The organism is Sphingobium sp. B10D7B (assembly GCF_025961955.1).
Classification (GTDB): Bacteria; Pseudomonadota; Alphaproteobacteria; order Sphingomonadales; family Sphingomonadaceae; genus Sphingobium.
Map to the genome: position 1 here is coordinate 338,501 of NZ_JAOQOQ010000001.1, position 25,146 is coordinate 363,646.

At 65.4% G+C, this 25,146-nt stretch carries 24 protein-coding genes; 16 read left to right on the forward strand and 8 right to left on the reverse strand.

Features of this window, described 5'->3' with window-relative positions; translation table 11 throughout:
- Positions 1 to 2: 2 nt before the first annotated feature.
- Positions 3 to 1,583 carry a murein biosynthesis integral membrane protein MurJ gene (murJ, locus tag M2331_RS01550; RefSeq protein ID WP_181558660.1) on the reverse strand — a complete coding sequence of 527 codons (1,581 nt, stop codon included), beginning with the start codon at positions 1,581 to 1,583 and terminating at the stop codon, positions 3 to 5.
- A 158-nt stretch (positions 1,584 to 1,741) separates the two neighbouring features.
- Complete coding sequence (secB, locus tag M2331_RS01555; RefSeq protein WP_181558661.1) at positions 1,742 to 2,233, reverse strand: protein-export chaperone SecB; 492 nt, start codon at positions 2,231 to 2,233, stop codon at positions 1,742 to 1,744.
- Positions 2,234 to 2,588: 355 nt separating this feature from the next.
- Between secB and M2331_RS01560 the strand changes: the two genes are divergently transcribed.
- From M2331_RS01560 to M2331_RS01575, 4 genes are all read left to right on the forward strand, one after another.
- Positions 2,589 to 3,239, forward strand: a complete 651-nt coding sequence (locus M2331_RS01560; RefSeq protein ID WP_181558662.1) for a Tim44/TimA family putative adaptor protein — start codon at positions 2,589 to 2,591, stop codon at positions 3,237 to 3,239.
- Between the two features lie 99 nt (positions 3,240 to 3,338).
- The gene (locus M2331_RS01565; RefSeq protein WP_181561298.1) at positions 3,339 to 4,538 is read left to right on the forward strand and encodes a murein transglycosylase A; all 1,200 of its coding nucleotides are present in this window, start codon (positions 3,339 to 3,341) and stop codon (positions 4,536 to 4,538) included.
- A gap of 2 nt (positions 4,539 to 4,540) precedes the next feature.
- The gene (locus tag M2331_RS01570; protein WP_181558663.1) at positions 4,541 to 5,104 is read left to right on the forward strand and encodes a Smr/MutS family protein; all 564 of its coding nucleotides are present in this window, start codon (positions 4,541 to 4,543) and stop codon (positions 5,102 to 5,104) included.
- Positions 5,105 to 5,309: 205 nt separating this feature from the next.
- Complete coding sequence (locus M2331_RS01575; protein WP_264571982.1) at positions 5,310 to 5,948, forward strand: PEPxxWA-CTERM sorting domain-containing protein; 639 nt, start codon at positions 5,310 to 5,312, stop codon at positions 5,946 to 5,948.
- A 133-nt stretch (positions 5,949 to 6,081) separates the two neighbouring features.
- Here the strand turns inward: M2331_RS01575 and dapE are convergent, their stop codons facing one another.
- Positions 6,082 to 7,236 (reverse strand): succinyl-diaminopimelate desuccinylase, encoded by a 1,155-nt coding sequence (gene dapE / locus M2331_RS01580; protein WP_181558664.1) that lies wholly within the window; start codon positions 7,234 to 7,236, stop codon positions 6,082 to 6,084.
- A 119-nt stretch (positions 7,237 to 7,355) separates the two neighbouring features.
- On the opposite strand from dapE, the gene M2331_RS01585 reads away from it, so the two are divergent.
- The gene (locus tag M2331_RS01585) at positions 7,356 to 7,820 is read left to right on the forward strand and encodes a cupin domain-containing protein (RefSeq protein WP_181558665.1); all 465 of its coding nucleotides are present in this window, start codon (positions 7,356 to 7,358) and stop codon (positions 7,818 to 7,820) included.
- Between the two features lie 184 nt (positions 7,821 to 8,004).
- Here M2331_RS01585 and M2331_RS01590 read toward each other — a convergent pair whose 3' ends face one another.
- Both M2331_RS01590 and M2331_RS01595 read right to left on the reverse strand, forming a co-directional pair.
- Positions 8,005 to 8,673 (reverse strand): glutathione S-transferase family protein, encoded by a 669-nt coding sequence (locus tag M2331_RS01590; RefSeq protein ID WP_181558666.1) that lies wholly within the window; start codon positions 8,671 to 8,673, stop codon positions 8,005 to 8,007.
- Between the two features lie 22 nt (positions 8,674 to 8,695).
- Complete coding sequence (locus M2331_RS01595; protein ID WP_181558667.1) at positions 8,696 to 9,928, reverse strand: NupC/NupG family nucleoside CNT transporter; 1,233 nt, start codon at positions 9,926 to 9,928, stop codon at positions 8,696 to 8,698.
- A gap of 182 nt (positions 9,929 to 10,110) precedes the next feature.
- Here M2331_RS01595 and M2331_RS01600 point away from each other — a divergent pair, with 182 nt between their 5' ends.
- The 7 genes from M2331_RS01600 to M2331_RS01630 all read left to right on the forward strand — a co-directional run bounded on the left by M2331_RS01600 (position 10,111) and on the right by M2331_RS01630 (position 14,821).
- On the forward strand, positions 10,111 to 10,794 hold the full coding sequence (locus tag M2331_RS01600; protein WP_181558668.1) for a queuosine precursor transporter: 684 nt from the start codon (positions 10,111 to 10,113) through the stop codon (positions 10,792 to 10,794).
- Positions 10,795 to 10,945: 151 nt separating this feature from the next.
- On the forward strand, positions 10,946 to 11,860 hold the full coding sequence (gene argB, locus M2331_RS01605) for an acetylglutamate kinase (protein WP_181558669.1): 915 nt from the start codon (positions 10,946 to 10,948) through the stop codon (positions 11,858 to 11,860).
- A gap of 110 nt (positions 11,861 to 11,970) precedes the next feature.
- A complete protein-coding gene (locus M2331_RS01610; protein WP_181558670.1) occupies positions 11,971 to 12,264 on the forward strand; it encodes a YggT family protein in 294 nt (97 codons plus the stop codon).
- A gap of 13 nt (positions 12,265 to 12,277) precedes the next feature.
- Positions 12,278 to 12,601, forward strand: a complete 324-nt coding sequence (locus tag M2331_RS01615) for a DUF167 domain-containing protein (RefSeq protein WP_181558671.1) — start codon at positions 12,278 to 12,280, stop codon at positions 12,599 to 12,601.
- Positions 12,598 to 13,494, forward strand: a complete 897-nt coding sequence (gene folD / locus M2331_RS01620) for a bifunctional methylenetetrahydrofolate dehydrogenase/methenyltetrahydrofolate cyclohydrolase FolD (RefSeq protein ID WP_181558672.1) — start codon at positions 12,598 to 12,600, stop codon at positions 13,492 to 13,494. The genes M2331_RS01615 and folD overlap by 4 nt, the downstream gene beginning before the upstream one ends.
- Positions 13,491 to 14,204, forward strand: a complete 714-nt coding sequence (locus M2331_RS01625) for a hypothetical protein (protein ID WP_181558673.1) — start codon at positions 13,491 to 13,493, stop codon at positions 14,202 to 14,204. Before folD ends, M2331_RS01625 begins: the two co-directional genes overlap by 4 nt.
- Positions 14,201 to 14,821, forward strand: coding sequence for a MarC family protein (locus tag M2331_RS01630; RefSeq protein ID WP_181558674.1), 621 nt, complete (start codon positions 14,201 to 14,203; stop codon positions 14,819 to 14,821). The genes M2331_RS01625 and M2331_RS01630 overlap by 4 nt, the downstream gene beginning before the upstream one ends.
- Positions 14,822 to 14,876: 55 nt before the next feature.
- Here the strand turns inward: M2331_RS01630 and M2331_RS01635 are convergent, their stop codons facing one another.
- Positions 14,877 to 15,551 carry an OmpA family protein gene (locus M2331_RS01635; RefSeq protein ID WP_181558675.1) on the reverse strand — a complete coding sequence of 225 codons (675 nt, stop codon included), beginning with the start codon at positions 15,549 to 15,551 and terminating at the stop codon, positions 14,877 to 14,879.
- Positions 15,552 to 15,740: 189 nt separating this feature from the next.
- Here M2331_RS01635 and M2331_RS01640 point away from each other — a divergent pair, with 189 nt between their 5' ends.
- Positions 15,741 to 17,036 carry a hemolysin family protein gene (locus tag M2331_RS01640; RefSeq protein WP_181558676.1) on the forward strand — a complete coding sequence of 432 codons (1,296 nt, stop codon included), beginning with the start codon at positions 15,741 to 15,743 and terminating at the stop codon, positions 17,034 to 17,036.
- Between the two features lie 23 nt (positions 17,037 to 17,059).
- Here M2331_RS01640 and M2331_RS01645 read toward each other — a convergent pair whose 3' ends face one another.
- Positions 17,060 to 17,677 carry a glutathione S-transferase family protein gene (locus M2331_RS01645; RefSeq protein ID WP_181558677.1) on the reverse strand — a complete coding sequence of 206 codons (618 nt, stop codon included), beginning with the start codon at positions 17,675 to 17,677 and terminating at the stop codon, positions 17,060 to 17,062.
- Between the two features lie 95 nt (positions 17,678 to 17,772).
- On the reverse strand, positions 17,773 to 19,056 hold the full coding sequence (gene purD / locus M2331_RS01650; RefSeq protein ID WP_181558678.1) for a phosphoribosylamine--glycine ligase: 1,284 nt from the start codon (positions 19,054 to 19,056) through the stop codon (positions 17,773 to 17,775).
- Here purD and xseA point away from each other — a divergent pair.
- The 3 genes from xseA to M2331_RS01665 all read left to right on the forward strand — a co-directional run bounded on the left by xseA (position 19,055) and on the right by M2331_RS01665 (position 25,091).
- Entirely contained in the window at positions 19,055 to 20,566 is a 1,512-nt protein-coding gene (gene xseA, locus M2331_RS01655) for an exodeoxyribonuclease VII large subunit (RefSeq protein ID WP_181558679.1), read from the forward strand. The genes purD and xseA overlap by 2 nt on opposite strands.
- Before the next feature lie 46 nt (positions 20,567 to 20,612).
- Positions 20,613 to 21,524: a M23 family metallopeptidase gene (locus M2331_RS01660; protein ID WP_181558680.1), complete on the forward strand. Its 912-nt coding sequence runs from the start codon at positions 20,613 to 20,615 to the stop codon at positions 21,522 to 21,524.
- Positions 21,525 to 22,058: 534 nt separating this feature from the next.
- The gene (locus tag M2331_RS01665; protein ID WP_264592247.1) at positions 22,059 to 25,091 is read left to right on the forward strand and encodes a TonB-dependent receptor plug domain-containing protein; all 3,033 of its coding nucleotides are present in this window, start codon (positions 22,059 to 22,061) and stop codon (positions 25,089 to 25,091) included.
- The last annotated feature ends 55 nt before the right edge of the window (positions 25,092 to 25,146 follow it).

The following is a 25,146-nucleotide window of genomic DNA, read 5'->3' on the forward strand; positions in this document are numbered from 1 at the left end:
CCTCAGCGCGGCCTGCGCCGCAACTGCGCCTTCAGTTCGGCGATGCGATAGGCGCCAAAGCCGATGGCGGCGATGGCGTAAACCAGCCCGCCGCCACCGCAGAGCAGGCCAAGCGCGATGAGGCGGCGCCAGAAGCCGGCGGCCATATGCGCGTCGAGAAGCTGGTTGCCCGCCCAGAGTGCGGCGCCCATCAGCGCGCCCGCTGCGACGATGCGCAGCGCCTTGGCGCGGAAGCGCGCGTCGAGGGTGAGATGCTCCTTGCGGCTGAGCGTCCAGTAGAGCAGCGCGACGTTCACCCAGGCCGAGAGAGCCGTGGAAGCCGCAATACCGGCGGCGCCGAACCGCCAGATCAGCGTGAGATTGCCGACCAGATTGACCAGCATGGCAATGAAGGCGATGCGCACGGGCGTTTTCGTGTCGGCGCGGGCGTAGAAACCGGGGGTCAGCACCTTGATGAGCACATAGGCCGGCACGCCCGGTGCGAAGGCGGCGAGCACGGCGGCTGCGCCCAGCGTATCTTCCGCCGTGAAGGCGCCATGCTGAAAGACGCCGCGGATGATCGGCACGGCCGAAACGAACAGGGCGATCGCGGCGGGCAAGGCGAGGAACAGCGCCAGTTCCAGCGCGCGGTTCTGCGTCTCATTGGCCGCGCGGGTGTCGCCGGCGCCGATCTGGCGGGAGATGAGCGGCAGCATCGCCGTGCCGACGCCGATGCCGATCAGGCCAAGCGGAAGCTGGTTCAGCCGGTCGGCATAATAGATCCAGCTCACCGAGCCTTGCGGCAGGAAGCGCGCCGCGAGCGAGGTGGAAATGAGCAGGTTGATCTGGATGGCGCCCTGGCCGATGGCGGCGGGCGCGATCAGCAGCAGCATCGCCTTCACCTGTGGCGAGAGGCGCGGGGCCGACAGCTTCAGGGCCACGCCGATCCGGCGGCAGGACCAGATCAGCCAGAGCAATTGCATCGCGCCGGAGACCGTGACGGCAATCGCTTGAGTGACGGCCGTTTCGATCTCCGTGTCGCCCCGGAAGAACAGCAGCGCCCCGATCATGCACAGGTTGAGCAGGGACGGCGCTGCGGCATTGACCCAGAAGCGATTGAAGCTGTTGAGGATGCCGCCGAGCAGCGAGGTGAGCGAGATCAGCCCGAGATAGGGGAAGGTAATGATGGTGAGATGGCGCGCGAGCGCGAACTTCTCAGGACCACCATCCGGGAAGCCGCCGGTCATCGCCCACACCACCGGCCCGGCGGCAAGCATCATGACGATGGTGAGCGCGACGAGAATGGGAAAGAGGACCGAGAGCACCTGACCGGCAAAGCGAATCGCTGCCGCGCGTCCGGCCTCCGGATCATCGGCGCCCTCCTTGCCCATGATGCGGTTGAACATCGGCACGAAGGCGGCGGAGAAAGCGCCCTCCGCGAACAGCGCGCGGAACAGATTGGGCAGGCGCCATGCGATCAGGAAGGCGTCCGACGCGAAACCGGCGCCGACATAGCGCGCCATCAGCATGTCCCGCACCATGCCGAGGACCCGGCTGACGAGGGTGAGGGCGCCGATGGTGCCGGTGGAGCGCAGCAGGCTCATGGCTGTGCCGACAGTGGCGGCATCGACAATATTCGAGCCGGCCGAAACGGCACCGCCCGGCAGCGCTGAGGAGCGGCCGGGCGGCGAAGGGCTGCAGTCAGGCGAGGAAAGGCAAGGCGCATGGGCATGACCCTTCCTCTATGCCGACTGGCTGATGATCAGGCGTGGCCGGCGGGCTCGCCCTGCGCGGCGGCCTCGATCTGGGCCTGCTGCTGGACGTACAGGGCGCCGAAATCGATGGGGTCGAGCATGAGCGGCGGGAAGCCGCCATCCTGCACGGCATCGGCCAGCACGCGGCGGGCGAAGGGGAAGAGCAGGCGGGGCGCCTCGGCATAGAGGAACGGGCGCATCTGGTCCTCGGGCACGTTGCGGATGCCGAAGAGGCCGGCGAAAACCAGTTCGACCGCGAAGGCGGTGCCCTGCTCAGCCACGGCCTTGGCGCTTACCTTCAGCGCGACTTCGTACACATCGTCGGCAATCTGATTGTTGCTGATGTTGAAGTTGATGTCGATCTGCGGCTGCTCCTGCCACTGGTAGACGGCCGGCGCGTTCGGGTTCTCGAACGAGAGATCCTTCACATATTGCGCGATCAGGCCGATCTGGGGCTGGGTGTCGGCGCCATTGGCGACGGTGTCGGTCGTGTCGGTCATGCGTGAATCCTGTTCCTCGATGGTCGCTGCCATGCCGCCGGCGCAGGACCGCCGCGACCTAGAAGCTGGAAAGTCGCCGGACACCGAGCGTGCCGGGCGAAACCGCGCTCCTTGTCCATGGGCGCGCCGCTTAGCAGGCACGCAAGGCGGGGGCAATGGGGGTGGCGCGTCCGGGACGCACGGAACCCTCGCGGGGCCGACGAAAACCGAGGCGCCAAGGCTGCGCACCCGCGTTGGGGGCTTTTTTACCGAATGTCGGTATCGTTCCGGCGATCTGGCGCGTTGTCCGTTTGAAGTTTTGCGCGAACGTGCCTATGTCTTGCGGGTTGTATTTTGAAGGAAGGGTGTTGACCTCGTGACCGTCATCGTCGTGCTGGCCATGATCTTCGCACTGCTGGCGTTGCGGCTTTACTCTGTGCTCGGGAAGCGCACGGGTCATGAGCAGCGGCAGCTTCCCACGCCGGCCGACGATCGTCCGGCCGCGCCCATGCCGTCCTCCGGGCAGGTCGACAATCGCACGCCCGCGCAGCGCGCGGCCGACAATGCAGTGGCAGTGCCGGCCCAGCCCGGGCTCCGCTCGATCATCGCGACCGACCGCAACTTCGATGTCGCGCAGTTTCTGGGCGGCGCCAAGGCGGCCTATGGCATGATCCTCGAAGCCTATTGGAAGGGCGACCGCGAGACGCTGCGCACCTATTGCGCGGACGATGTGTATGAGGCGTTCAGCGCCGCCATCGACCAGCGCGAGGCCGATGGGCTGACCATGGACAACAAGCTCGTCCGCATCGAGGACGCGCGGATCGACGCTGCGCGCGTCGAAAGCGGCACCGCGTTCATCGCGATCCACTTCGAAGCCGATCTGTCCGCTGTCACGCGCGACCGGGACGGCAATGTTGTGGCCGGATCGCTGGACGATGCCATCTCCACGGCGGAAACCTGGACGTTCAGCCGCAATCTCTCCAGCCGCGATCCCAATTGGGAACTGGTGGAGACGGACGAAGGCTGATCGGCGCGCAGGCGGATCGCCGTGCCGGCTCGCTTTCAGACCCGTTTCAAGCAGCTTTCCGCTCTGGCAAGCGCGCTGGCTCTGGCGGCGTGCGGCAGCATGATCCCGCCGGGTGGGCCTGGGCAGCGGCCCATCCCCTCCCGGCCTTCTTCGCCCGCCACGCCGCCCCAACCGGCAACACCTCGTCCGCCGGTTACCCCGGCCCCTGCGCCTACCCCCGCGCCCGATCAGGCTGAGCTGGCGCCCGCCGTGGCCGCCGGCCTGACGCCGGGGCCAGCGATCGACACGGTCCTGCCGGCCGCATCCGAGCGGATGGGGCGAGCCTTGCGGGCCTTCCGCCTCTCCTGCCCCTCGCTGCTGCGTCGGCGCGACCAGAGCGGCCTCACCGGCAATGCCGACTGGCAAACGGCCTGCGCGGCGGCGGCAAGCTGGAGCGAGGCGAATGCGCGCGAATTCTTCCGTCGCTATTTCGAAGCCGTGCAGGTCGGTGACGGCAAGGCCTTCGCGACCGGCTATTACGAACCGGAAATCGCTGGCTGCCGCACGCGCGCCACGGGCTGCGAGACGCCGATCTATCGCAAGCCGGACGATCTCATCGAGGTCGATCTCGGCCTGTTCAGCGAGAGCCTCAAGGGTCGGCGCATCAGGGGCAAGGTGCAGGGCTCCAGCTTTGTGCCTTATGATGACCGGGCGGCAATCACCGCAGGCGTGCTGGACGGGCGTGGTCTGGAACTGGCCTATGCCGTCGATCCGGTCGAGCTCTTCTTCCTCGAGGTGCAGGGCAGCGGGCGGTTGCGCCTGCCTGATGGCGGGATCATGCGCATCGGCTATGCCGGGCAGAATGGGCGCGATTATACCGGCATCGGCCGGCTGATGCGGGACCGGGGGCTGATCCAGATCGGTTCGATGCAGGACATCATGAGCTGGCTGCGCGCCAATCCGGCACAGGGCCAGTCGATCATGAATGAGAATAAAAGCTACGTCTTCTTCCAGGAGCTGACCGGTCCCGGGCCGCTGGGTGCGCTGGGCGTGCCGGTGACGGCGGAAGTGAGCGTCGCGGCCGATCCGACCTTCGTGCCGCTGGGCGCGCCGGTGCTGCTGTCGCTCGATAGGGCCGAGCCCAACGGGCTCTGGATCGCACAGGATACCGGTGGGGCCATCAAGGGCAGCAACCGCTTCGATACCTTTTGGGGTGCCGGTGAGCGTGCCCGCGGCATCGCCGGCGGCATGTCGGCCCGGGGGAGCGCCCTGCTGCTGCTGCCGATCGGCACCTATGCCCGCCTGACCGCTGGCCGCTGAGCGTGGCCCGGCGGGTTCTCACGCCCGATGAGCGCGCGCTCTGGGGCAAGCTGACCCGTACGGTGACACCCCTGCGGCGGGTCCGTCCGCTTCCACCGGTGGAGCCGGTCTCGGCAGCGGCTTTTGCTGCGGCGCTGGATACGCCCAAGCCGGTGAAGGGCCGAATTCCAACGAGTCGTCCCGTGGCGCCGCCGCCATCCCCTCCGGCGCCCGTCGCCGTGCCCGTGCTGGACGGCAGCTGGGAGAAGCGCATTCGCTCCGGGCGGATTATTCCCGATCATGCCATCGATCTGCACGGCCTCAATCTGGCGGCAGCGCATATCCGGCTGGAACGGGCCATCGGCGATGCCCTCGCGCAGGGCTGGCGGGTGCTGCTGGTGGTGACCGGCAAGCCGCGGCCCGCCCCGGCGCCCGGCGAAACCCGGCGACGTGGCGCGATTCGCGCGGAAATCGGTGATTGGCTGGCGAGGAGCGCCCATGCCCACCGCATTGCCAGTGTGCGCCAGGCCCACCCGCGCCATGGCGGCGATGGGGCTCTCTACGTGATTTTGCGCCGCAGCAATTAGGCAGCGCTGCGTGGCCCGGGATAGCCATGCGCACGAGGATGTCCGCACTGGCATGTCGCCCGCTGGCAGGCAGGAAACCGCCATTTGCGTTCGTTCATATTCGCGCTCCGAAATGAGACAGAAATTTACCGCGTTTCTGCGAAATCCCATTGGACGGAGGGTTAAGAATCGATTAACAATTGCCCCTCTTATGTGGGAGTTGAACATGAACATGAACCTCTTTGCCAAGGCGTCTGCGATCGCCCTCGGCCTTGCCGCGGTTACCCCGGCGCAGGCCGTGACCTTCCTGTACTTCCCCGGCACGTCCGCACCGACGGCAGGCTACAATGTGATCAACCAGTTCGACACGACGGCTGGCATCACCGGCTCGAACTTCCAGATCAACACGCCGCCGTCCAACTCGACCGGCGCGCCGCCGGCCTATGCGACGTTCGGTTCGTCTTCCTATCTGTCGGTTCTCGCCAACGGTTCTGCGACGATCAACTTCGGCGCTGCCAGCGCGGTGGAGTTCGACTGGGGTTCGATCGACGCCTACAACACGCTGACCGTTCTGCTGGACGGTGGCTCCAGCTTCGTCATCACGCCGGGCGGCAACTTCACCAATGACGCCGACGGCAACCAGATCCTGGCGAACACCAATGGCCTGTTCCAGATCTTCGCTGAGGGTAACGAGAAGATCGTTGGCCTGACGCTGGAATCGAGCCGCAACTCGTTCGAGATCGACAATCTCGCGACCGTTCCGGTTCCGGAGCCCGCCACCTGGGCGATGATGATCGCCGGCCTCGGCCTGGTCGGTGGCGTTATGCGTCGCCGCGCTGGCGCCACGAGCGTCACCTTCGCCTGATTTTCAATCAGTCGACAGATTTGGGAAGCGCCGTCGGTTGGGAGACCGGCGGCGTTTCCTTTTGGTCTTGGGATCGGCGGTTTAGCAGGAGAGCTTCAAAGCTGCCTGAGCGGTTCGCGACAGCGCCGCCGCATCAACCGAGCGTTGGGGCTGCGCTCAGGATCCGCTTGTAGATGCGCGTGAGGCTTTCGATGTCGGCCAGCGACACCGCCTCATCCAGCTTGTGCATCGTCGCATTCAGCAGACCGAACTCCACGACCGGGCAAAGCGCCGAGAGGAACCGGGCATCCGAGGTGCCGCCGCTGGTGGACAGTTCCGGTGTGACGCCGGTTTCGGCGGCGATAGCCTCGCTGATTAGGCTGGAAAACGGACCCGGCTGGGTGAGGAACGACTCGCCACTGATCATGGCGCGCAACGTGCCGCCTTCGGCCTCCACCAGGGTGCGGATTCGGGCAACCAGATCCTCGCCGCGATGCAGATCGTTGAAGCGGATCGAGATGCGGGCCGTGGCCTTTGCGGGAATGACATTGGTTGCTGGATTGCCGACATGCAGGTCGGTGATCTCGATATTACTGGGCTGGAACCAGTCGGTGCCCTGATCCAGTTCGATCGCCTCGATGGCGGACAAGATGCGCACCAGCGGCGAAATCGGGTTTTTCGCCAGATGCGGATAGGCGACATGGCCCTGCATGCCCTCGACGCTGATCCACATGTTCACCGAGCCGCGCCGGCCGATCTTGATCATGTCGCCAAGGCGCTGGACCGAGGTCGGCTCGCCCACGAGGCAGACATCGGGCGTCACGCCGCGCTCGGCCATATGGCGCATTAGCGCGCGGGTGCCGTGGACGGCGTCGCCCTCCTCATCCCCAGTGATGAGCAGGCTGATCGTGCCGGGCAGCGAGGTGCCCTCGGCGTCGGCCCTCGCGATCGCCGCGACGAACACTGCGATGGAACTCTTCATGTCCACAGCGCCGCGCCCGTAGAGCAGTTCGCCGCGCCGCTCGGGCTGGAAGGCGTCGCTCGTCCACCCCTCGCCGGGGGGCACCACGTCGAGATGGCCGGCAAAGGCGACATGCGGGCCATCGCCCGTCCGGCGGACCGCCAACAGATTTTCCACCGGCCCGTGCGGCGGCTCGCCATCGATGAAGCGCTCGACGGTAAAGCCGAGCGGGGTGAGCATCGCTTCCAGCACATCGAACACCGCGCCGCTCGCCGGTGTGACGGACGGGCAGGCAATCAGCGCTTCGGCAAGCGCGACAGGATCGGTGAGGGACGGGGCGTTGCTCATGGCGCCTGCGTTAGCCAAGCTTGCGCGCCAAGGGAAGCGAGGTCCGCGCCCTGCGCTCCCTCTGGCGGCAAGGGGCCCGCTGCGGTAGCGAGGATGGGCGCAAGACAGGAGGAGCCGACATGCCCAAGATCGAGATCGAGCAGGTGGAGCAGAGCAACAGCACGGGCTATCCGCCGCCGTTCAACGAGCCTGTGGCCGGGCGCTGGCACCGGCGGCTGGGGCGCCATGCCGGCCTCACGCATCTGGGCGCCAGCCATGTCGTGCTGGAGCCGGGCGCCTGGTCCTCGCAGCGGCACTGGCATCTGGGCGAGGATGAGTTCCTGATCATGCTATCCGGGCAGGCGGTCCTGATCGAGGACGAAGGCGAAACCATCCTGCACCCCGGCGATTGCGTGGCCTGGGCCGCGGGCGTCGCCAATGGCCATCATCTCGTCAATCGTAGCGATGCGAATTGCACCTTCATCTGCCTGAGCGCGGGGGATCGCGATGCCGGCGGGCGCTATTCCGATATCGACATGATCTTCACGGCCGGCGGATATCAGCATCGCGATGGCAGGCCTTATGGGACTGAGCGATTGCCTTGATGTCGGGATGCGGACTGCGGCGCCCTCGGCTCCTGCCTTCCCAGGAGCTTTGGTGCTCAGGCACGCAGGCTCATGCATCAGTTTACTCCACAAGCCTCCCGTTCGTGTCGAGCGAAGTCGAGACACGTGATGGCAGTGCGTAGTGTCTCGACTTCGCTCGACACGAATGGGAAGGTGGTGGGTCTTAAACCCCGCCCGCTGGCTCCAGCCGCGGAATGACCCAGCTTTCCCGCGCGGCATCGTCCAGCCATTCGCGCATCCATGGGTGGGCGAGGATGGCGTCCATATAGGCGCGCGCTGTCGGCGCCACTGCGATGGAATAGGTGACGAAGCGCAAGACGACCGGCGCGAACATAATGTCCACCGCGCCGAAGCTGCCGAAGAGAAACTCGCCCTCTGCCCCGAACCGGGTGCGGGCCTGTTCCCACACGTCCGTGATGCGGGCCACATTGGCGGCGACATCGGGGCCGAGATCTCGCGGGGGGAGGATGTGGCGGGTGTTCATGCCGCAGGTCTGGCGCAGCGGCTGGTAACCGGAATGCATTTCCGCCGCCATCGAGCGGGCAAGCGCCAAGGCCGCCTTGTCCTGCGGCCAGAAGCGGGTGCTGCCGGAGAGCGTGTCGAGATAGTCGATGATGGCAAGACTGTCCCACACGGCAATGTCGCCGTCCCACAGCGTCGGCACCTTGCCATTGGAGACAACGAGATCGGGCTGCGCCTTGCGGGCTTCCCAAGCCTCATCGTAGAGCGGGACCAGCACCGTCTCGAACGGCAGGCCGGATTGCTTGGCGGCCAGCCAACCGCGCAGCGACCAGCTCGAATAGACCTTGTTGCCGATGATGAGCTTCAGCATCCGCACATCTCCCCTTGTTCGATCAGAGGCTCAGCATCAGCCCGGCCAGCGCCGCGCTCATCAGATTGGCGAGGCTGCCGGCGATCAGGGCCTTGATGCCGAGCCGGGCGATCATCGGCCGCTGATTAGGCGCGAGGCTGCCGGTCACCGCCATCTGGATGGCGATCGACGAGAAGTTGGCAAAGCCGCACAGCGCGAAGGTGGTGATCGCTACCGTGGCGGGCGATAGCGTGGCTTGCACCTGTCCCAGCTCGATAAAGGCAACGAACTCGTTGAGCACGACTTTGGTGCCGAACAGTCCGCCCGCGACCTGCGCCTCGTTCCACGGAATGTTGAGCAGGAGCATCACCGGCGCGAACAGCTTGCCGATCAGCATCTGGAAGCTGAGATCGGGATAGCCGAACCAGTTGCCGACCCCGCCGAGCAGGCCATTGGCCAGCGCGACCAGCGCCACGAAGGCAAGCACCATCGCGCCGACCGCGACGGCCAGTTTGACACCAGTCTGCGCGCCTTGCGCGGCCGCCATGATGAGATTGGCGGGCTTCTCCTCCTCATGGGTGGCATCGGGTAGGATGACCGGCTCGATCTCGGCATCGTCCGGATTATCCGGCATGATGATCTTGGCCATCAAGATGCCGCCCGGCGCGGCCATGAAGGCGGCGGCGAGCAGATAATCGATCTGGATGCCCATCGAGGCATAGGCGGCTAGGATCGTGCCTGCCACGCCGGCCATGCCGCTCGTCATCACGGTGAAGAGCTGGGCGGGCGTGAGGCTGGCGAGATAAGGCCGGATGACGAGCGGGCTTTCGCTCTGGCCGACGAACACATTGGCCGCGCAGCACAGGCTCTCCACGCGGGAGATGCCCGTCACCTTCTGGATGGCGCCGCCGACCCAGCGAATGACGAACTGCATGATGCCAAGATAGTAAAGGATCGAGACGAGGCTCGCGAAGAAGATGATGACGGGCAGGGCGGCGATGGCAAAGCTGGTGCCGCCGACCTCCGGCCGGGCGAGCGGCCCGAAGATGAAGTTCGTGCCGGCCTGCGCATAGCCGAGCAGATTGCCCACGCCATGCGACATGGCGGCGATGGCGGCCTTGCCGGCGGGTACGTAGAGAACGAGCAGGGCGATGCCGGCCTGCAAGGCGAAGGCGGCGGCGACCACGCGCAGGCGGATGGCGCGCCGGTTGCCGGAGAGCAGCACGGCAATGGCGAGAATCGCGACGATGCCAACGAGGCCGATGAGGATGGGCATGGAGTGGCGGCTGTCCCCTGTTCGCATGGCCCGACAAACGGCCATCAGCGCGAATCGCTTATACAGGCGCGCTGCAGCGCGGCAATCGGCTGCGCGGCGCCGGGTGTCGTTGCACGGCGGCGCGTGGCATGTCGCGCACAGGGTCTCTTCCCGCCTCGCTGCAAAGCCATTAAGCGATGGGGATGACTGCACCCGCTCCGGCCTCGTCCGCACCCATCGCCCGCTCTCTGTTCGTCCTGTCCGTCTTCTATGGTGGCATGGTCTGCATCGCCGGTGTTCTCGGCAACAAACAGGTTTCGCTCGGGCCGCTCGGCGCAATCGGCTCGGCGCTCGGTTTGGGGGACTTGGCGGTGGAAGCCGGCATCTTCGCCTTCCTCCTGCTGGTCGTCGTCTCGAGCGCAGTGGCGGAACTGCATGGCCGGGCCGTTGCCAACCGGCTGGTGTTGCTGGGCTTCGTCCCGCTGATCGTCTCGATCCTGCTCTCCGTGGTCGTGCTGGCCCTACCCGCCGCGCACGAAATGGCGCCGGAGCGGCAGGCAGCCTTTGCCATGATCATGTCCGGCACGCCGCGCATCTGGGCGGGCGGCATCGTCGCTTACGGGATTTCGCAGATTCTCAACGTCACCATCTTTGCCGCGCTCAAGGGGCAGGCTGGGGGCCGGCTGCTGTGGCTACGCGCCGGGACGGCGAGCGTGCTCTCGCAGATCGTCGACACCCTGCTGTTCGTTACCATCGCCTTTTACGGCGTCTTCCCCATCGGTGCGCTGCTGGTGGGGCAGATGCTCGCCAAGGTTCTGCTCTCGGCGTTGCTGGTGCCGCCGGTCATCTATGCGTTCGTGGCATTGGGGCGCCGGCTCGACCGGTAATGTAATCCGTTCGAACCGAGCTTGTCGAAGTCTCGCTCGTCTTCCTGATGGAGGGAAAGAAGTAGCACCGCCCTTCGACAAGCTCAGGGTGAAGGGCGAGGTAAGGGATTCCAGACCCCCTCCTTTCTTGCAGCGCGGGCCGCAAAGCCTTATGCGCCCGCGCATGACCGATCACGCACCCGATCCCGCCCTGCTGGCCAAGGCCGAGACCCTTACCGAGGCGCTGCCCTATATGCAGCGTTATGCCGGCGAGACGTTCGTTGTGAAATATGGTGGCCATGCCATGGGCGACCCGGAAGCGGCGCGCGATTTCGCCGAGGATGTCGTGCTGATGAAGATGGTCGGCATCAACGTCGTGGTCGTCCATGGCGGCGGGCCGCAGATCGGCGCGATGCTCAAGAAACTGGGCGTCGAGAGCAAGTTCGTGAACGGCCTGCGCGTGACCGACGAGGAAACCGCGAAGATCGCCGAGATGGTCCTGGCCGGATCGATCAACAAGGAGATTGTCGGCTGGATCGCCCAGGCAGGTGGCCGCGCGGTCGGCATTTCCGGCAAGGATGGCGGCCTGGTGCTGTGCGAGAAGGTCGGCGGCAAGCGCGAGCCGGACCCGAACAGCGGCATCGAGCGCAATGTGGACCTCGGCTTTGTCGGCGACCCCGTGAAGGTCGACCGGCGCATTCTCGACAGCCTCTCGCGCGACGGCATCATCCCGGTGGTCGCGCCGGTCGGCATTGGCGCCGACGGGCACACTTACAATGTAAACGCCGATACGATGGCGGGCGCAATCGCCGCTGAACTCGGCGCCAAGCGCTTCTTCCTGCTCACCGACGTGGCGGGCGTGCTGAACAAGGACAAGGACCTGCTGAGCGATCTGACCCCGGCGAAGATCGGCGGTCTGGTCGAGGATGGCACGATTTCCGGCGGCATGATTCCCAAGGTGGAAACCTGCGTGAAGGCTGTCGAGGGCGGCGTGGAAGCGGCGGTCATTCTAGATGGTCGCATTCCGCATGTGATGCTGCTGGAGGTGTTCACCCGCCAGGGCGCCGGCACGTTGGTGCATCTGTAACGCGCGGCGCGCGGGGGCTATGGCGGTAGAAAATCACCGCCCTCAAGCAACTTGCAGCCGCTAGGCCCACTGGGCTAGACTCTTTTCAACCTTCCACCACAGGACGAACCATGGCCGTTGCCCTTATCCAGACCTTGGCGATCCTGCTGAATGTCGCCTGGTGGATCATCATCGTTCAGGCCATCTTGAGCTGGCTGATCGCGTTCAACGTGATCAACACCAGCAATGATATCGTGCGCAGCATCTGGGTCGCGCTCGACCGGCTGACCGAGCCGCTCTATCGGCCGATCCGCCGGATCATGCCGGATCTCGGCGCGCTCGATCTCTCGCCGATGGTCGTGCTCATCATCATCATCATCCTGCAGGGGCCGGGCCTGACCGCGCTGGCAAGCCTGCTGCTCTGAGCGGACGTGCGCCGTGCCGCTTCGTCGTGACGGCGCAGACCTGCTGCTGGCGATTCGCCTGACGCCCAAGGCTGCGCGCGCGCGTGTTGGCGGGACGTTCACGGATGCCGCCGGGCAGCGCTGGTTGCAGGCCAGCGTCACCGCGCCGCCGGACAAGGGCAAGGCCAACGCCGCCCTGCTGACGCTGCTCGCCCGACATCTGCGCGTGCCCGGATCGTCGATTTTGCTGGAGACAGGGGATACCAACCGGCTAAAGCGCCTGCGCATTGCGGGTGCTGATCCGCACACGGAACAGTCTTTGAGAGAGATCGCTGAGAAGGAGCGAAGCGCGACATGAGTTTGGGCAAGGAAATCGACGGCAAGGCATTCGCGGCGAAGCTGCGCGGGCGGATGGCTGAGGCAGTCCCCGCTTTCGTGGAGAAGACCGGGCGCAAGCCCGGCCTCGCGGTGGTGCTTGTCGGTGAAGACCCGGCGAGCAGCGTCTATGTCCGCTCCAAGGGCAAGGCGACGGTTGAAATCGGCATGAACAGCCTTGAGTTCAAGCGCCCCGCGACGATCAGCCAGGAAGAGCTGATCGAGCTGGTCGAAGAGCTGAATGCCGACGACAGCGTGGACGGCATTCTCGTCCAGCTGCCGCTGCCTGCCCATCTCGATGACAAGGCGGTGATCGCCACCATCGATCCCGCCAAGGATGTCGATGGCTTCCATGTCGTCAATGCCGGCAAGCTGGCGGTGGGCGATCCCACCGCGTTGGTGCCCTGCACGCCGCTTGGCTGCCTGATGCTGCTCAAGGATGAGCTGGGCGATCTCTCCGGCAAGGAAGCGGTTGTCATCGGCCGCTCGAACATCGTCGGCAAGCCGATGATGCAGCTGCTGCTGGCCGAAAGCTGCACCGTGACCGTGGCGCACAGCCGCACGCACGATCTGGCCGGTGTGGTCCACCGCGCGGACATCGTGGTCGCGGCGGTCGGCCGGCCGGAAATGGTCAAGGGCAGCTGGATCAAGCCGGGCGCCGTGGTCATCGACGTCGGCATCAATCGCGTGAAGGGCGATGAGGACGGCAAGAGCAAGATCGTCGGTGACGTCGCCACCGCCGAGGCGATCAACCATGTCGCGGCGATCACGCCCGTGCCGGGTGGCGTCGGTCCGATGACCATCGCGGTGCTGTTGCGCAACACTTTGGTTGCCGCGCACGTCCGCGCGGGTCTGCCCGCACCCAAGGGCCTTTGATCCGCAGCGCTGCCTTTGCCTTGCTCGCCACGCTCTCCTTGGGCGTGGCGGCTGGTCCTGCGCAAAGTCAGCGCCAGATGATGCCGAGCGTCGGCGTCGGCACGGCCAATCCCAGCGCCATCGTCGCTGCCGAACTGGGCATGGCCCGCCAGGCGCGCGAGGAGGGGCAATGGACGGCGCTGCGCAAGCTGGCCGACAAGGACGCCGTGATCTTCGCGCCCGACCCGCTCAATGCGCAGGCCTGGCTCAAGCAGCAATCGGACCCCATCAAGCCGGTGCGCTGGAGCCCGCAGCAGATCTTCATCGCCTGCGATGGCAGCTATGCCGCCGCGACCGGGTCGCTGGAGCGCGCAAACGGGCAAGCGGCTCGGTTCGTCACCCTTTGGCGCCAGCAGCGCAAGGGTGACTATAAATGGGTGATGACGGCCACCAGCGACACGCCATGGAGCGGCGAGGCGGACGGCATGATCAAGGCTTCCGTTGCCGATTGCGCGCGGCGGGATGAGCGGCCGGAGCGGCGCGATCGCGACCGCGACATTGTGCGCCTGCCGGACCCGCCGCCGGCCAGCGGGTCGGCGCAGTCCGAGGACGGGTCGCTGCGCTGGACATGGACGGTGAGCGGCGATGCGCGGACGCTGGAGGTCTTCCTGCGTCGCGGTGCCGGGGAGGAGCGGGTTATTCAGGAGACGGTGGCGGAGGGCCCGCGATGATGGAGCTGTTCCTCGCGGCGTTCATCACGCTGTTCGTCGTCATCGATCCGCCTGGCACGGCGCCGATCTTCAGCAGCCTCACCATTGGCGCGAGCGGCGCCCAGCGTCGCAGCATGGCGGTACGCGCGGTGATCGTGGCGGCCTGCATCCTGCTCGCCTTCGCGCTGGCGGGGGAGGCGTTCCTGCGCACCCTCGGCATCACGCTGGAGGCGTTCCGCATCGCGGGCGGCATTATGCTGTTCTTCATCGCCATGGACATGGTGTTTGAGACGCGGACGCGGCGACGCGAAGACCGTGCGCAGAAGATCAAGGAAACGCCGGAAATCGAGGATGTCGCCATCTTCCCCATGGCAATGCCGATGATCGCCGGGCCGGGGTCGATCGCGACGATCATGCTGCTCATGGCGCGGGCGACCGGTCCGCAGGAGACGGCGATCGTGCTCTTCGCGCTCGCGGCCAATCTGCTGCTGATGCTGGCGGCGCTGCTGGCGGTCGGCCCGATCATGCGGGTGTTTGGCGGTCAGGTGGAGGCGGTCATTACCCGCTTGCTGGGTGTGATTCTCGCGGCGCTTGCGGTGCAGTTCGTGATCGACGGATTGCGCCAGAGCATTCTCTGATTTGAGAGGGAAGGGGTCGGAGAGACAAGCTCCCCGACCCTTCCCATCATACCGTTCAGCTCGCGACGGCGGGCACGATCTTGATTTCCACGCGGCGGTTCTGCGCCTTGCCGTCAGCGGTTTCGTTACTGGCGACCGGGCGCGTCTCGCCATAGCCCATCGTCGCCATGCGGATCGGATCGACGCCGCGACGCCCGAGATAATTGGCAACGGCCTGCGCGCGACGCTCAGACAGCGCCTGGTTGTAAGCCTCGCTGCCGTCGGAATCGGTGTGACCCAGCACGTCGATCATCGTCTTGGGATATTCCGCAAGGGTCGAGGCCACCTGATCCAGCGTGGACTGCGCCTGCGGCTGCACCGTGGCCTGGTCGGTCGCGAAGGTGATGCCGGAGGGCATGCGGAGCAGCAATTCATCGCCCTGACGGACGACATCGACGCCGGTGCCGGCGGTCTGCTGGCGCAGCTTCCTCTCCTGCGCATCCATATAAGCGCCGACGCCCGCGCCGGCCACGGCACCAATGCCCGCGCCGACGATCTTCTCCGTGCGGTCGTTGCGGCCGCCCAAAATGTCGCCGAGCAGATAGCCGCCGAGCGCGCCGCCGACGCCGCCGATAGCGGCCTTCGAAATGGTCCGATTGCCGGTTTCGGGATCGGTCACACAGCCGGAGAGGGCCAGCGCCGCCAAAGCGGTGCCGGCAAGGGCGAAGGGGGAATGGCTGCGAAGGCTCATGATTATCTCCTCAAGTCTGGCCTCCCACGCTGTTACGCGGGAACCCAGCCATTAACGGCGCGGGAACCTGATTAGTTCCTGAACGAGGGAACTCTTGCCGGCCTGCGATGTTGCCCGGCAATGTTGCAAGTGGCTTTCCGTAGCGAAAGCCGCTAAGCTTTCAGCCAACAACCCCCTTTAGAAGAGACCATGCCGCCTTTTCCCTGGCTCGATGCCGCCATCGTCCTCGCGCTGATTGCGCTCAACGGCGTCTTTGCCATGTCGGAACTGGCCATTGTCTCGGCACGCCGGCCACGGCTGGAGGCCATGACCCGCAATGGCAAGCATGGGGCACGGGCCGCGCTGGGCCTCAGCGCTGAGCCGGGTCGCTTCCTGTCTACCGTTCAGATCGGCATCACGCTCATCGGCATTCTCGCCGGTGCCTATTCGGGCGATAAGCTCGGCGGCCCGCTGGGCGCGATCTTCGCCTATCTCGGCATGTCCGCCAATCTGGCTCAGAACACCGGTTTTGGCGTTGCGATCGTCGCGACGACCTATGTCTCGCTGATCATCGGCGAGCTGGTGCCCAAGCAGCTTGCGCTGCGCAATCCCGAGCCGCTGGCCTGCGTCGTCGCGCCCCTGATGATCATGCTCGCGCGGGTTGCCGCACCGATCGTCTGGGTGCTGGATCAGTCCAGCGAGGTCATCTTCAAGCTGATGCGCCTCAAGCGTGAAGGCTCGGACCATGTGACGGCGGAGGAACTGCAGCTTATCGTGGCGGAAGCGAGCCGGCATGGCGTGATCGAGGAAAGCGAGCGCGCGATCATTTCCGGCGTGGTGCGACTGGCCGACCGGCCGGTGCGCGAAGTGATGACGCCGCGCCGCGATGTCGACTGGCTGGATGCCGATGCCAGCGCCGAGCAATTGCGCGAGAAGCTGCTCGCGACCCCGCACACCCGCCTGCCGGTGGCGCAGGGCAGCGTGGAGGACATTATCGGCGTCGTGCAGGCGCGTGACGTGATGGCGGCGCTGTTCCGGGGTGAGGCGCTCGACTTGCGGGTGCTCATGCGCCCCGTCTCCATCGTGCCCGATCAGGTGGATGCCATGGACGCCCTCAACCGCCTGCGGGAGGCCGACGCCCCCATGGTGATGGTGCATGACGAATATGGCCATTTCGAAGGCATTGTGACGCCGGCCGATCTCATGTCCGCCATCGCTGGCGAGTTCGCGTCCGACAGCGATCTCTACACCCAGCCGATGGTCACGGAGCGGGAGGATGGTAGCCTGCTCGTCTCCGGCCAGATGGCCATCGATGCGCTGGCCGAGCGCATCGACCTCGATCTCTCCGAGGACCGTGATTATGCGACGGTTGCAGGTTTTGCGCTGGCCGTGCTGCGCCACCTGCCTGAAGAGGGCGAGCATTTCAGCGAACAGGGCTGGCGGTTCGAGATCGTCGATATGGACGGGCGCAAGATCGACAAGCTGCTGGTCAGCGCGGAAGACTGACCGGCGCGCCCGCGCCGGTTCGATCAGGCATAGGCATAAGGCCCGCCCGCCTCCAGCGCGCGCTGATAGGCAGGCCGTGACTGCACCCGGTCCAGCCAGGCGATGGTCGCGGGACGGCTCTCGTCCAGCCCGCCCCGGCTCCGCGCGGCCTCCAGCGGAAAGCTCATCATCACATCCGCGCCGCTGATCTGGTTACCGGCAAACCACGGACGCCGGCTCAGCTCGGCTTCGACATAATCGAGATGCACGTCGATCATTGGCTGGATGCGCTTGACGGCGACCTTGCCGACCAACGGAATGCGGGAGAGGACGAGCTTGAGCAGCAGCGGCGGCATCATCGATCCTTCCGCATAATGCAGGAACATGCGGTATTGCAGCTTTCCGTCAGCGTCATCGGGCGGCCCGAACTGGCCGGATTTCTCGACCAGATATTCGACGATCGCGCCGCTCTCGATCAGCGTGCGGCCCTCGTCTTCCAGCACCGGCGACTTGCCGAGCGGATGCACCACCTTGAGCGCGGCGGGGGCGAACATGGTTTCGGGATCGCGCTCATAACGGCGCAATTCATAGGGCAGGCCAAACTCCTCCAGCATCCACAGGATGCGCTGCGAGCGGGAATTGTTGAGATGGTGGACGATCATGGGCGTGCCCTTGCAATGATTGATCCCCCGCGCCCTTGTCCCTGATGGCAAGGGGCGGAGTCAAGGCAAGGGGCCGTGGTCTATGGGTCAGGCGATCAGTCCGCCGCGCTGCCGCCTTCCCGCGCGATTTCCCGCCAGCCGAGGTCGCGCCGGCAGAAGCCGCCGGGGAAATCGACCTGATCGACCAGCGCATAAGCGGCGTCACGCGCCTGTGTGACCGTGGCCCCGCGCGCGGTGACGTTCAGCACCCGGCCACCACTGGCCACGAGCTGCCCGTCCTTGAGCGTCGTGCCGGCGTGGAAGATCTTGGCACCATCGGGCGCCATCGGAAGCGCGATGGGCGCGCCTTTCTCGGGCGTGCCGGGATAGCCCTTCGCGGCCAGCACCACGGTGAGCGCCGGGTCGGGCGCGAAGCTGGGGCCGCTGGCCTCGTCGAGCGTCCCTTGCGCGACGGAGAGCAGCAGCGCGACGAGATCGCTGGTCAGCCGCATCATCAGCACTTGGCATTCCGGGTCGCCAAAGCGGCAATTATACTCGATGAGCTTGGGGCCGTCCGTGGTGAGCATCAGCCCCGCGAACAGCACACCGGAATAAGGCGTGCCGCGCGCGGCGAGCGTCGTCACTGTCGGGCGGATGATCTGGTCCATCACGGCATCCTGCAGGGCAGGCGTGAGCACCGAGGCGGGACTGTAGGCGCCCATGCCGCCGGTATTGGGGCCAGTGTCGCCTTCCCCCACGCGCTTGTGATCCTGCGCCGAGCCGAAGGCGACGACATGCGTGCCATCGGTGAGGGCGAAGAAGCTGGCTTCCTCGCCTTCCATAAATTCTTCCAGCACCACTTCCGCGCCCGATGCGCCGAAGCTGCCGCCGAACATGTCGCGGATCGCCTCTTCGGCCTCTTCGCGCGTCTGCGCGATGATGACGCCCTTGCCGGCGGCAAGCCCATCGGCCTTCACCACCACCGGCAGGCTGAAGTCGCTCAGCGCCGCCAGCGCCATCTCGGCGCTGGTGCAGCGGACATAACCGGCCGTGGGAATGGCGGCATGGCGGCAGAGATCCTTGGTGAAGCCCTTGGAGCCTTCAAGCTGGGCGGCAGCGGCGCTCGGCCCGAACACCGGGATGTCCGCGGCGCGCAGGCTGTCGGCAATCCCGTCCACCAGCGGCGCTTCCGGGCCGACGACCACCAGACCGACGTTGTTAGCGCGGCAAAAATCGATCACGGCGGCATGATCGGCAAGGTCGATATCGACCAGGCGCGCCGCCTCGGCTATGCCGGGATTGCCCGGTGCGGCGAACAGGCCGGTGCAGAGCGGCGATTGCGCCAGCTTCCAGGCGAGGGCATGTTCGCGCCCGCCACCGCCGAGCAAAAGGATATTCATGAGCGATTTTTCCGTCAGTGAGGATGCGTCCGGCCGCCTGTTAGCGCAGGAGCGCGCGGGGGACAATCTGACCGCGCTCAGCATTTCCGAACTCTCCGCCCAGCTCAAGCGCACGGTGGAGGATCGTTTCGGCTTCGTGCGCCTGCGCGGCGAGATCTCGGGCTTCAAGCGGGCTGCCTCCGGCCACGTCTATTGCTGCCTTAAGGACGATGCGGCGGTGATCGACGGGGTGATGTGGAAAGGCACGGCGGGCCGTCTCGCCTTCCGGCCCGAGGACGGGCTGGATGTGATCGTCACCGGCAAGGTCACGACCTATCCGGGGCGCTCCAAATATCAGATCGTCATCGAGAGCATGGAGCTGGCCGGCGAGGGCGCGCTGATGCAGCTCTTCGAGAAGCTCAAGGCGCGCCTCTCTGCCGAAGGGCTGTTCGATCCCGCCAAGCGCCGGCCGATCCCGATGCTGCCCGATGTGATCGGCGTGGTGACCTCGCCCACCGGCGCAGTGATTCGCGACATTCTCCACCGGCTTGCCGATCGCTTTCCGAGCCGCGTACTGCTCTGGCCCGTGCTGGTGCAGGGGGAGGGCGCAGCGGCCCAGGTTGCGGCGGCGGTGCGCGGCTTCGGCGCGTTGCCGGCCGATGGCCCGATCCCGCGCCCCGACGTGCTGATCGTGGCGCGCGGTGGCGGCTCCATCGAGGATTTGTGGTCGTTCAATGAGGAAGTCGTGGTGCGGGCGGTGGCGGAGTCACCGATCCCCGTCATTTCCGCCGTGGGGCATGAGACGGACACGACCTTGTGCGATTTCGCTGCCGATCTGCGCGCGCCGACGCCCACGGCGGCTGCGGAAATGGCCGTGCCGGTGCGCGCCGACCTCGCCGTGCAGGTCGCTGAGCTACGCGCACGGATGCAGCGCTGCGTGGCGCGCGGCCTGGACCGCAGCCGCGAGCGATTGGAAGCACAGCGGCGGCTCCTCCCGCGCCCGGACGTGCTGCTGGCGCAGGCCCGCCAGCGCGCGGACGATCTCGGCGACCGACTGCGGCGCGGCCTTTCCCACCGGGTGAGCCGGGCGCGCCACGAGCTGGCGGACGCATCCGGCGCATTGCGACCCGCATTGCTGCAGAGCCACCTCGCGCGGGAGCGGCAGAAGCTCGCCAACGTCCGGCTCTCACCGCTGGTGCTCGAGCGCCGGCTGGGCGACGCGCGGCGGCAGCTGGATGGACTGTGGCGGCTGGCCCAGTCGCTGAATCCCGATGCGCCGCTCAAGCGTGGCTTTGCGCGCGTGATGGCGCAAGGCCGGCTGGTCCGCTCCGCCGAGGAGGCGCGCGCGGCGGGGTGGGTGACGCTCAAGTTCGAGCATGATGAGGTGATCGCGGCGACGCAGCCCGATGCGGCGGGTGGCGACTCTCCGGCGACCTTCCCGTCCTCCGCGTCTCCGCCACCGGCGCCCCGGCCGGCGCGCAAGGCCGCCTCATCCACGGCGCCAGCGCGGCAGACCGACCTGTTCGACTGACGGCGTGCCCTTGCATCGCGCCAGCCGCGCGGCCATGAGTGCGGGCATGACAGGTTTCCGCTTCCGCTCTCGTTCTGTTCTGGCGGGAGGTCTGCTCGCCGCATCGGCCGGCTGCTCGACGGTCCCGCCGCCGCCGCCGGAAGCCAGCGCGCTGCCCATCGAGGACGTGCCCGATCTCGCGCTACCGCAAGGGCCGGCGACGTTGCAGGTTCGCGGTACCCCCCGGCAAGGGGCACTGCTGCGCGGTCTCGTGCCCGTCGGCACGCTGGGTCTTACGCTCGATGGCGTGCCGGTGGCCGTGGACGCCGAGGGAAACTTCATCATCGGGCTGGACCGCGATGCCCCGGCCACCATGACGCTGGAAGCGACCGGGCGTGATGGGCGCAAGCAACGGCGCGTGCTGACCATCGCGCGGGGGGACTGGAAGATCCAGAACGTCAATGCCTCGATCACGGGCAGCGCCACCAGCGGGGAATTCCAGCAACGGCGGGCGGGCGAACTGGCGCGCATCGTTGCCGCCCGGGGTGATCCGCAGCTGAGCAATGGCTGGCGGCAGACATTCATCTGGCCGGTGAAGGCGCGCATTTCCGGCGTGTTCGGCTCGCAGCGCATCTATCGGGGCACGCCCGGCAGCTATCATAGCGGGCTCGATCTCGCCGGTGGGCAGGGCACTGTCTATGTCGCGCCGGCGGACGGCGTTGTCGTGCTGGCCAGCGAAGAGCCGTTCACGCTGGAAGGCAAGCTCCTCATCATCGATCATGGCATGGGCCTCAACAGCGCCTTCCTGCACAGCGATCGGCTGCTGGTGAAGGAAGGCGATGTGGTGCGCCAGGGCCAGCCGCTCGGCGAGATCGGCGCGACGGGCCGCGTGACCGGTCCGCATCTGCACTGGAGCATGAAGTGGAACGATGCGCGGATTGATCCGTTACCGCTGGTACAGGGCCAAGCGGCTCGCTGATCGACAATCAGGCTGGATGCCGTAGCGTCCGGCAGCCGGCCTTCTTTTGCTGCATTGCAACACGATGTGCGAAGGCAACAGGGTCGGGTGGGGCGGTCTGAAAATGCCCCCTTTGAGCATCGGACGCTACGGCAAGCTGGCCCATGGGTCGCTCCGATTTCGCCACGAATTCCATGTTCATTCGAACGGCGGTGTGAGAAGATTAACAAATAGTTTCTAGGAAAACTGCGGTCCGGGACGATTTGTGTCGTAGTGGGTAGATCGTCGCTAATATTGTTACAGCGGACCGCAGGGCGCGGAGGCACCGGACCGACGATCTTGTTGCATGAATGTGACATGTACGGGAAAATAGCCCTTTCATGCTGCACCTGCGCTTTACACCTTTAACCAATCCGCACAGTTTCACGGCCATATAGCGCAGGGGCCACGCGTGTTGTCGTCGGGAGACCGAGAGGACGACGCACGATCCCCGCGTTTCGTGCGACCGGATATTCCCGGCCGCAGTTCGCAAATTCCAGAGCAAGGGACTGGATCGTGAAGAAAATAACAACGCAAACATTGCTGAAGCTGGCAGCTGCACCTGCCGTGCTCGGCCTCGCCATGCTGAGCTCCGCCGCACATGCGCAGGAACCGCAGAACGCGGATGCCGCCGAGGATGGTGAGGTGATCATCGTTACCGGTTCGCGCATTGCGCGGCCTGAGTTCTCGTTTCCGAATCCGGTGCAGGCCGTAACGGCGGCTCAAATCGAACAGCGCGGTAACGTTAATCTGACGGACTTTCTTGTCACCTCCCCGGCATTGCTGGGTTCGCGGTCGAACATCGACGTCGCGGGTTCCAACCTGCCCAACGCAGGCTTGGTGGGCGTCAACAACCTCGATCTGCGCAATCTTGGCCCTAATCGTACCCTGGTCCTCGTGGACGGCCGCCGCCATGTCGCGGGGTATCCGGGCACGGCTGCTGTCGATATCAACACCATTCCCACAGATCTCGTTGAGTCGGTCGACGTGCTGACCGGCGGCGCCTCGGCAATTTATGGTGCCGACGGCGTTTCCGGTGTGGTCAACTTCATCATGAAGAAGGACTTCGACGGTCTTCGGCTTCGCGCGCAGTCGGGTATTTCTCAGCGCGGCGATGCGGGTGACCGGTTTGTTGCTGCCACATTCGGCAAGAACTTTGCTGATAGCCGCGGCAACATCACGCTGTCCTACGAGTTCAACGAGACGGACCGCTTCAGCCAGCGCCAGCGCCTCAACTATGGTAAGACCGGCCCGAGCTGGGCGTTGGTTCGTAACCCTGCCGATGGGACACCGGGCACCTCCGCCGACGATCCCAACGTGCCTGATCGTATTCTGCTGACCGACCTGCGCTGGGCGGACAGCTCGATCGGCGGTGCGGTCGACGTGAACGGTGACTTTACTCCGGACTTCACGGGTGAAGGCGGTGTGTATGATCTGGGTAGCTATGTACCGGGCACCAGCTTCACCGTCGGCGGATCGAGCACGCCGCGCGAGAGCTATTATGGCGACTTTACGCCTTATAACCGTCGTCACATCGCCAATGCGATGGCGCGTTTTGAGGTGAGCCCGGCCTTCGAGGTCTATCTGGAAGGCAAATATGTACGCTCCAAGGCGTACACGCTTTCGCAGCCGTCGTACGACTTCTACACAAAGCTTTACGAAGACAATCCGTACCTGCCAGCGGCGTGGGTGTCCGCGATCCAAGCTGCTAATGCGGCCGGCGATTGCGATGATGACGAAACGCCCGGTTTTGAAGAATGCAGCATCCGCATCAGCCGCGACAATTTCGACTTCGGTATTCGTCGTTACGAACTGGAGCGAGAGTTGTTCCGGACAGTGATTGGTGCCCGTGGCGATCTCGGGTCCAACCTGCGCTATGACATATCCTATGTGTTCGGTCAGTCGACCCAGACGGCGACAAACCGCAATGACCGCATTTCCGATCGCTATTACGCCGCGCTTGATGCGGTCTCGGACGGAAACGGCGGGGTCACCTGCCGTATCAACCTGCCGGGCCAGACCGAAATACAGTCCGACAGCTATAATAACACGGTTTATGCGGGTGTTCCGCTGACGTTCCAGCCCGGACAGTGCGTTCCGATTAATCTGCTGGGCTATGGAACGCCGTCGCAGCAAGCTCTGGACTTCGTGACTGTCGACCATTCCACATGGTCACGTCTCCGTCAGCACGTAGTCACTGCAGCGCTCTCGGGCGATACAGGGGGCTTCTTCGAGCTGCCGGGCGGCCCGGTTGGGTTCGCAGTAGGCGCCGAGTACCGCAAGGAATCGAGCGTATTCATCCCTTCCGATTATCAGCTTAACGGTTATTTGATCGATTCCGGGTTTGCGCGGATCGACCGGGGCAGCTTCGACGTCAAGGAAGTGTTTGGCGAGATCAACCTTCCGCTGCTGTCGCGAGTGCCGGGCGCCTATGAATTGTCGCTGGGCGGCGCCATTCGTTATTCGGATTACTCGACCATCGGCGGCACGACGACCTGGAACGTCAACGGCTCTTATTCGCCGGTTCGCGACGTCACCTTCCGTGGTACGTACTCGCAGGCTGTCCGCGCGCCTAACATCACCGAGCTGTTTGCTGGCGGAAGCGGTACGTACGAGTTCATCACGGACCCGTGCGGCATCGACCGGGTCGCCGAGGGCACTCAGTACCGCGCAGCGAACTGCGCCACCGCGCTTGCTGCGGTAGGGATCAATCCCTCCACGTTCAATCCCGCAGACGATGCAACCTCTCCTCAGAACAGCAGCATTCTGGGCTTCCAGGGTGGCAATCCGACCCTTCAGGAAGAAACGGCAAAGACCTGGACCGCAGGCGTCGTATTCCGCCCGACCTTCGTGCCGGGCCTGACGATCACCGCCGACTGGTATAGCATCCGTCTGAAGCAGGCGATCAACTATGCTACCGCTCAGGACGTAGTTGACCTGTGCTACGATCAGCCGGATCTGGACAACATCTATTGCGACGTCATCGCCCGCAAGGCGTCCGGCGCCGGGCAAGGCTATATCAGCACCTTCACGGTTATCCCTGAGAACGTCGCGTCGTATGAGACGTCCGGTCTGGACTTCGTTGTCGACTATCGGTTCGTCCCTGAAGGTGACGTTGGCACTTTCAACTTCCGCGTTACTGGCAATGTTCTGAACAAGCTTCAGTTCGTGCCCAGCGCGGGTGCGGACCTGGAGAACGAACTGCATAATTGGGAATATCCTGCTCCAAAGTACACTGCCAACTTCGACCTTACCTGGCAAAAGGGACCGTTCACGCTGAACTATGGTCTTGAGTGGTGGTCCAAGACGCGCCGGGTGACGCTCAAGCAAGAACAGGCCAATCCCGATTACGCACCTGCCGAGTACATCTGGTACAACCGCAAGTGGGAGCACAACATCTACGCCAGCTACAATGTAGACGATCGGTTCGACATTTATGGTGGCATCAACAATCTTGGCGATCGCAAGCCGGATGATGGTGGTGTTGCGTACCCGATCAGCGCCGTTGGCCGGTCGTTCTATGTCGGTGTGAAGGCGAAGCTTTTCTAAGCGACGTCGAAACCCAGAGACAAAGGCCGGGAGGAGCGATCCTCCCGGCCTTTTC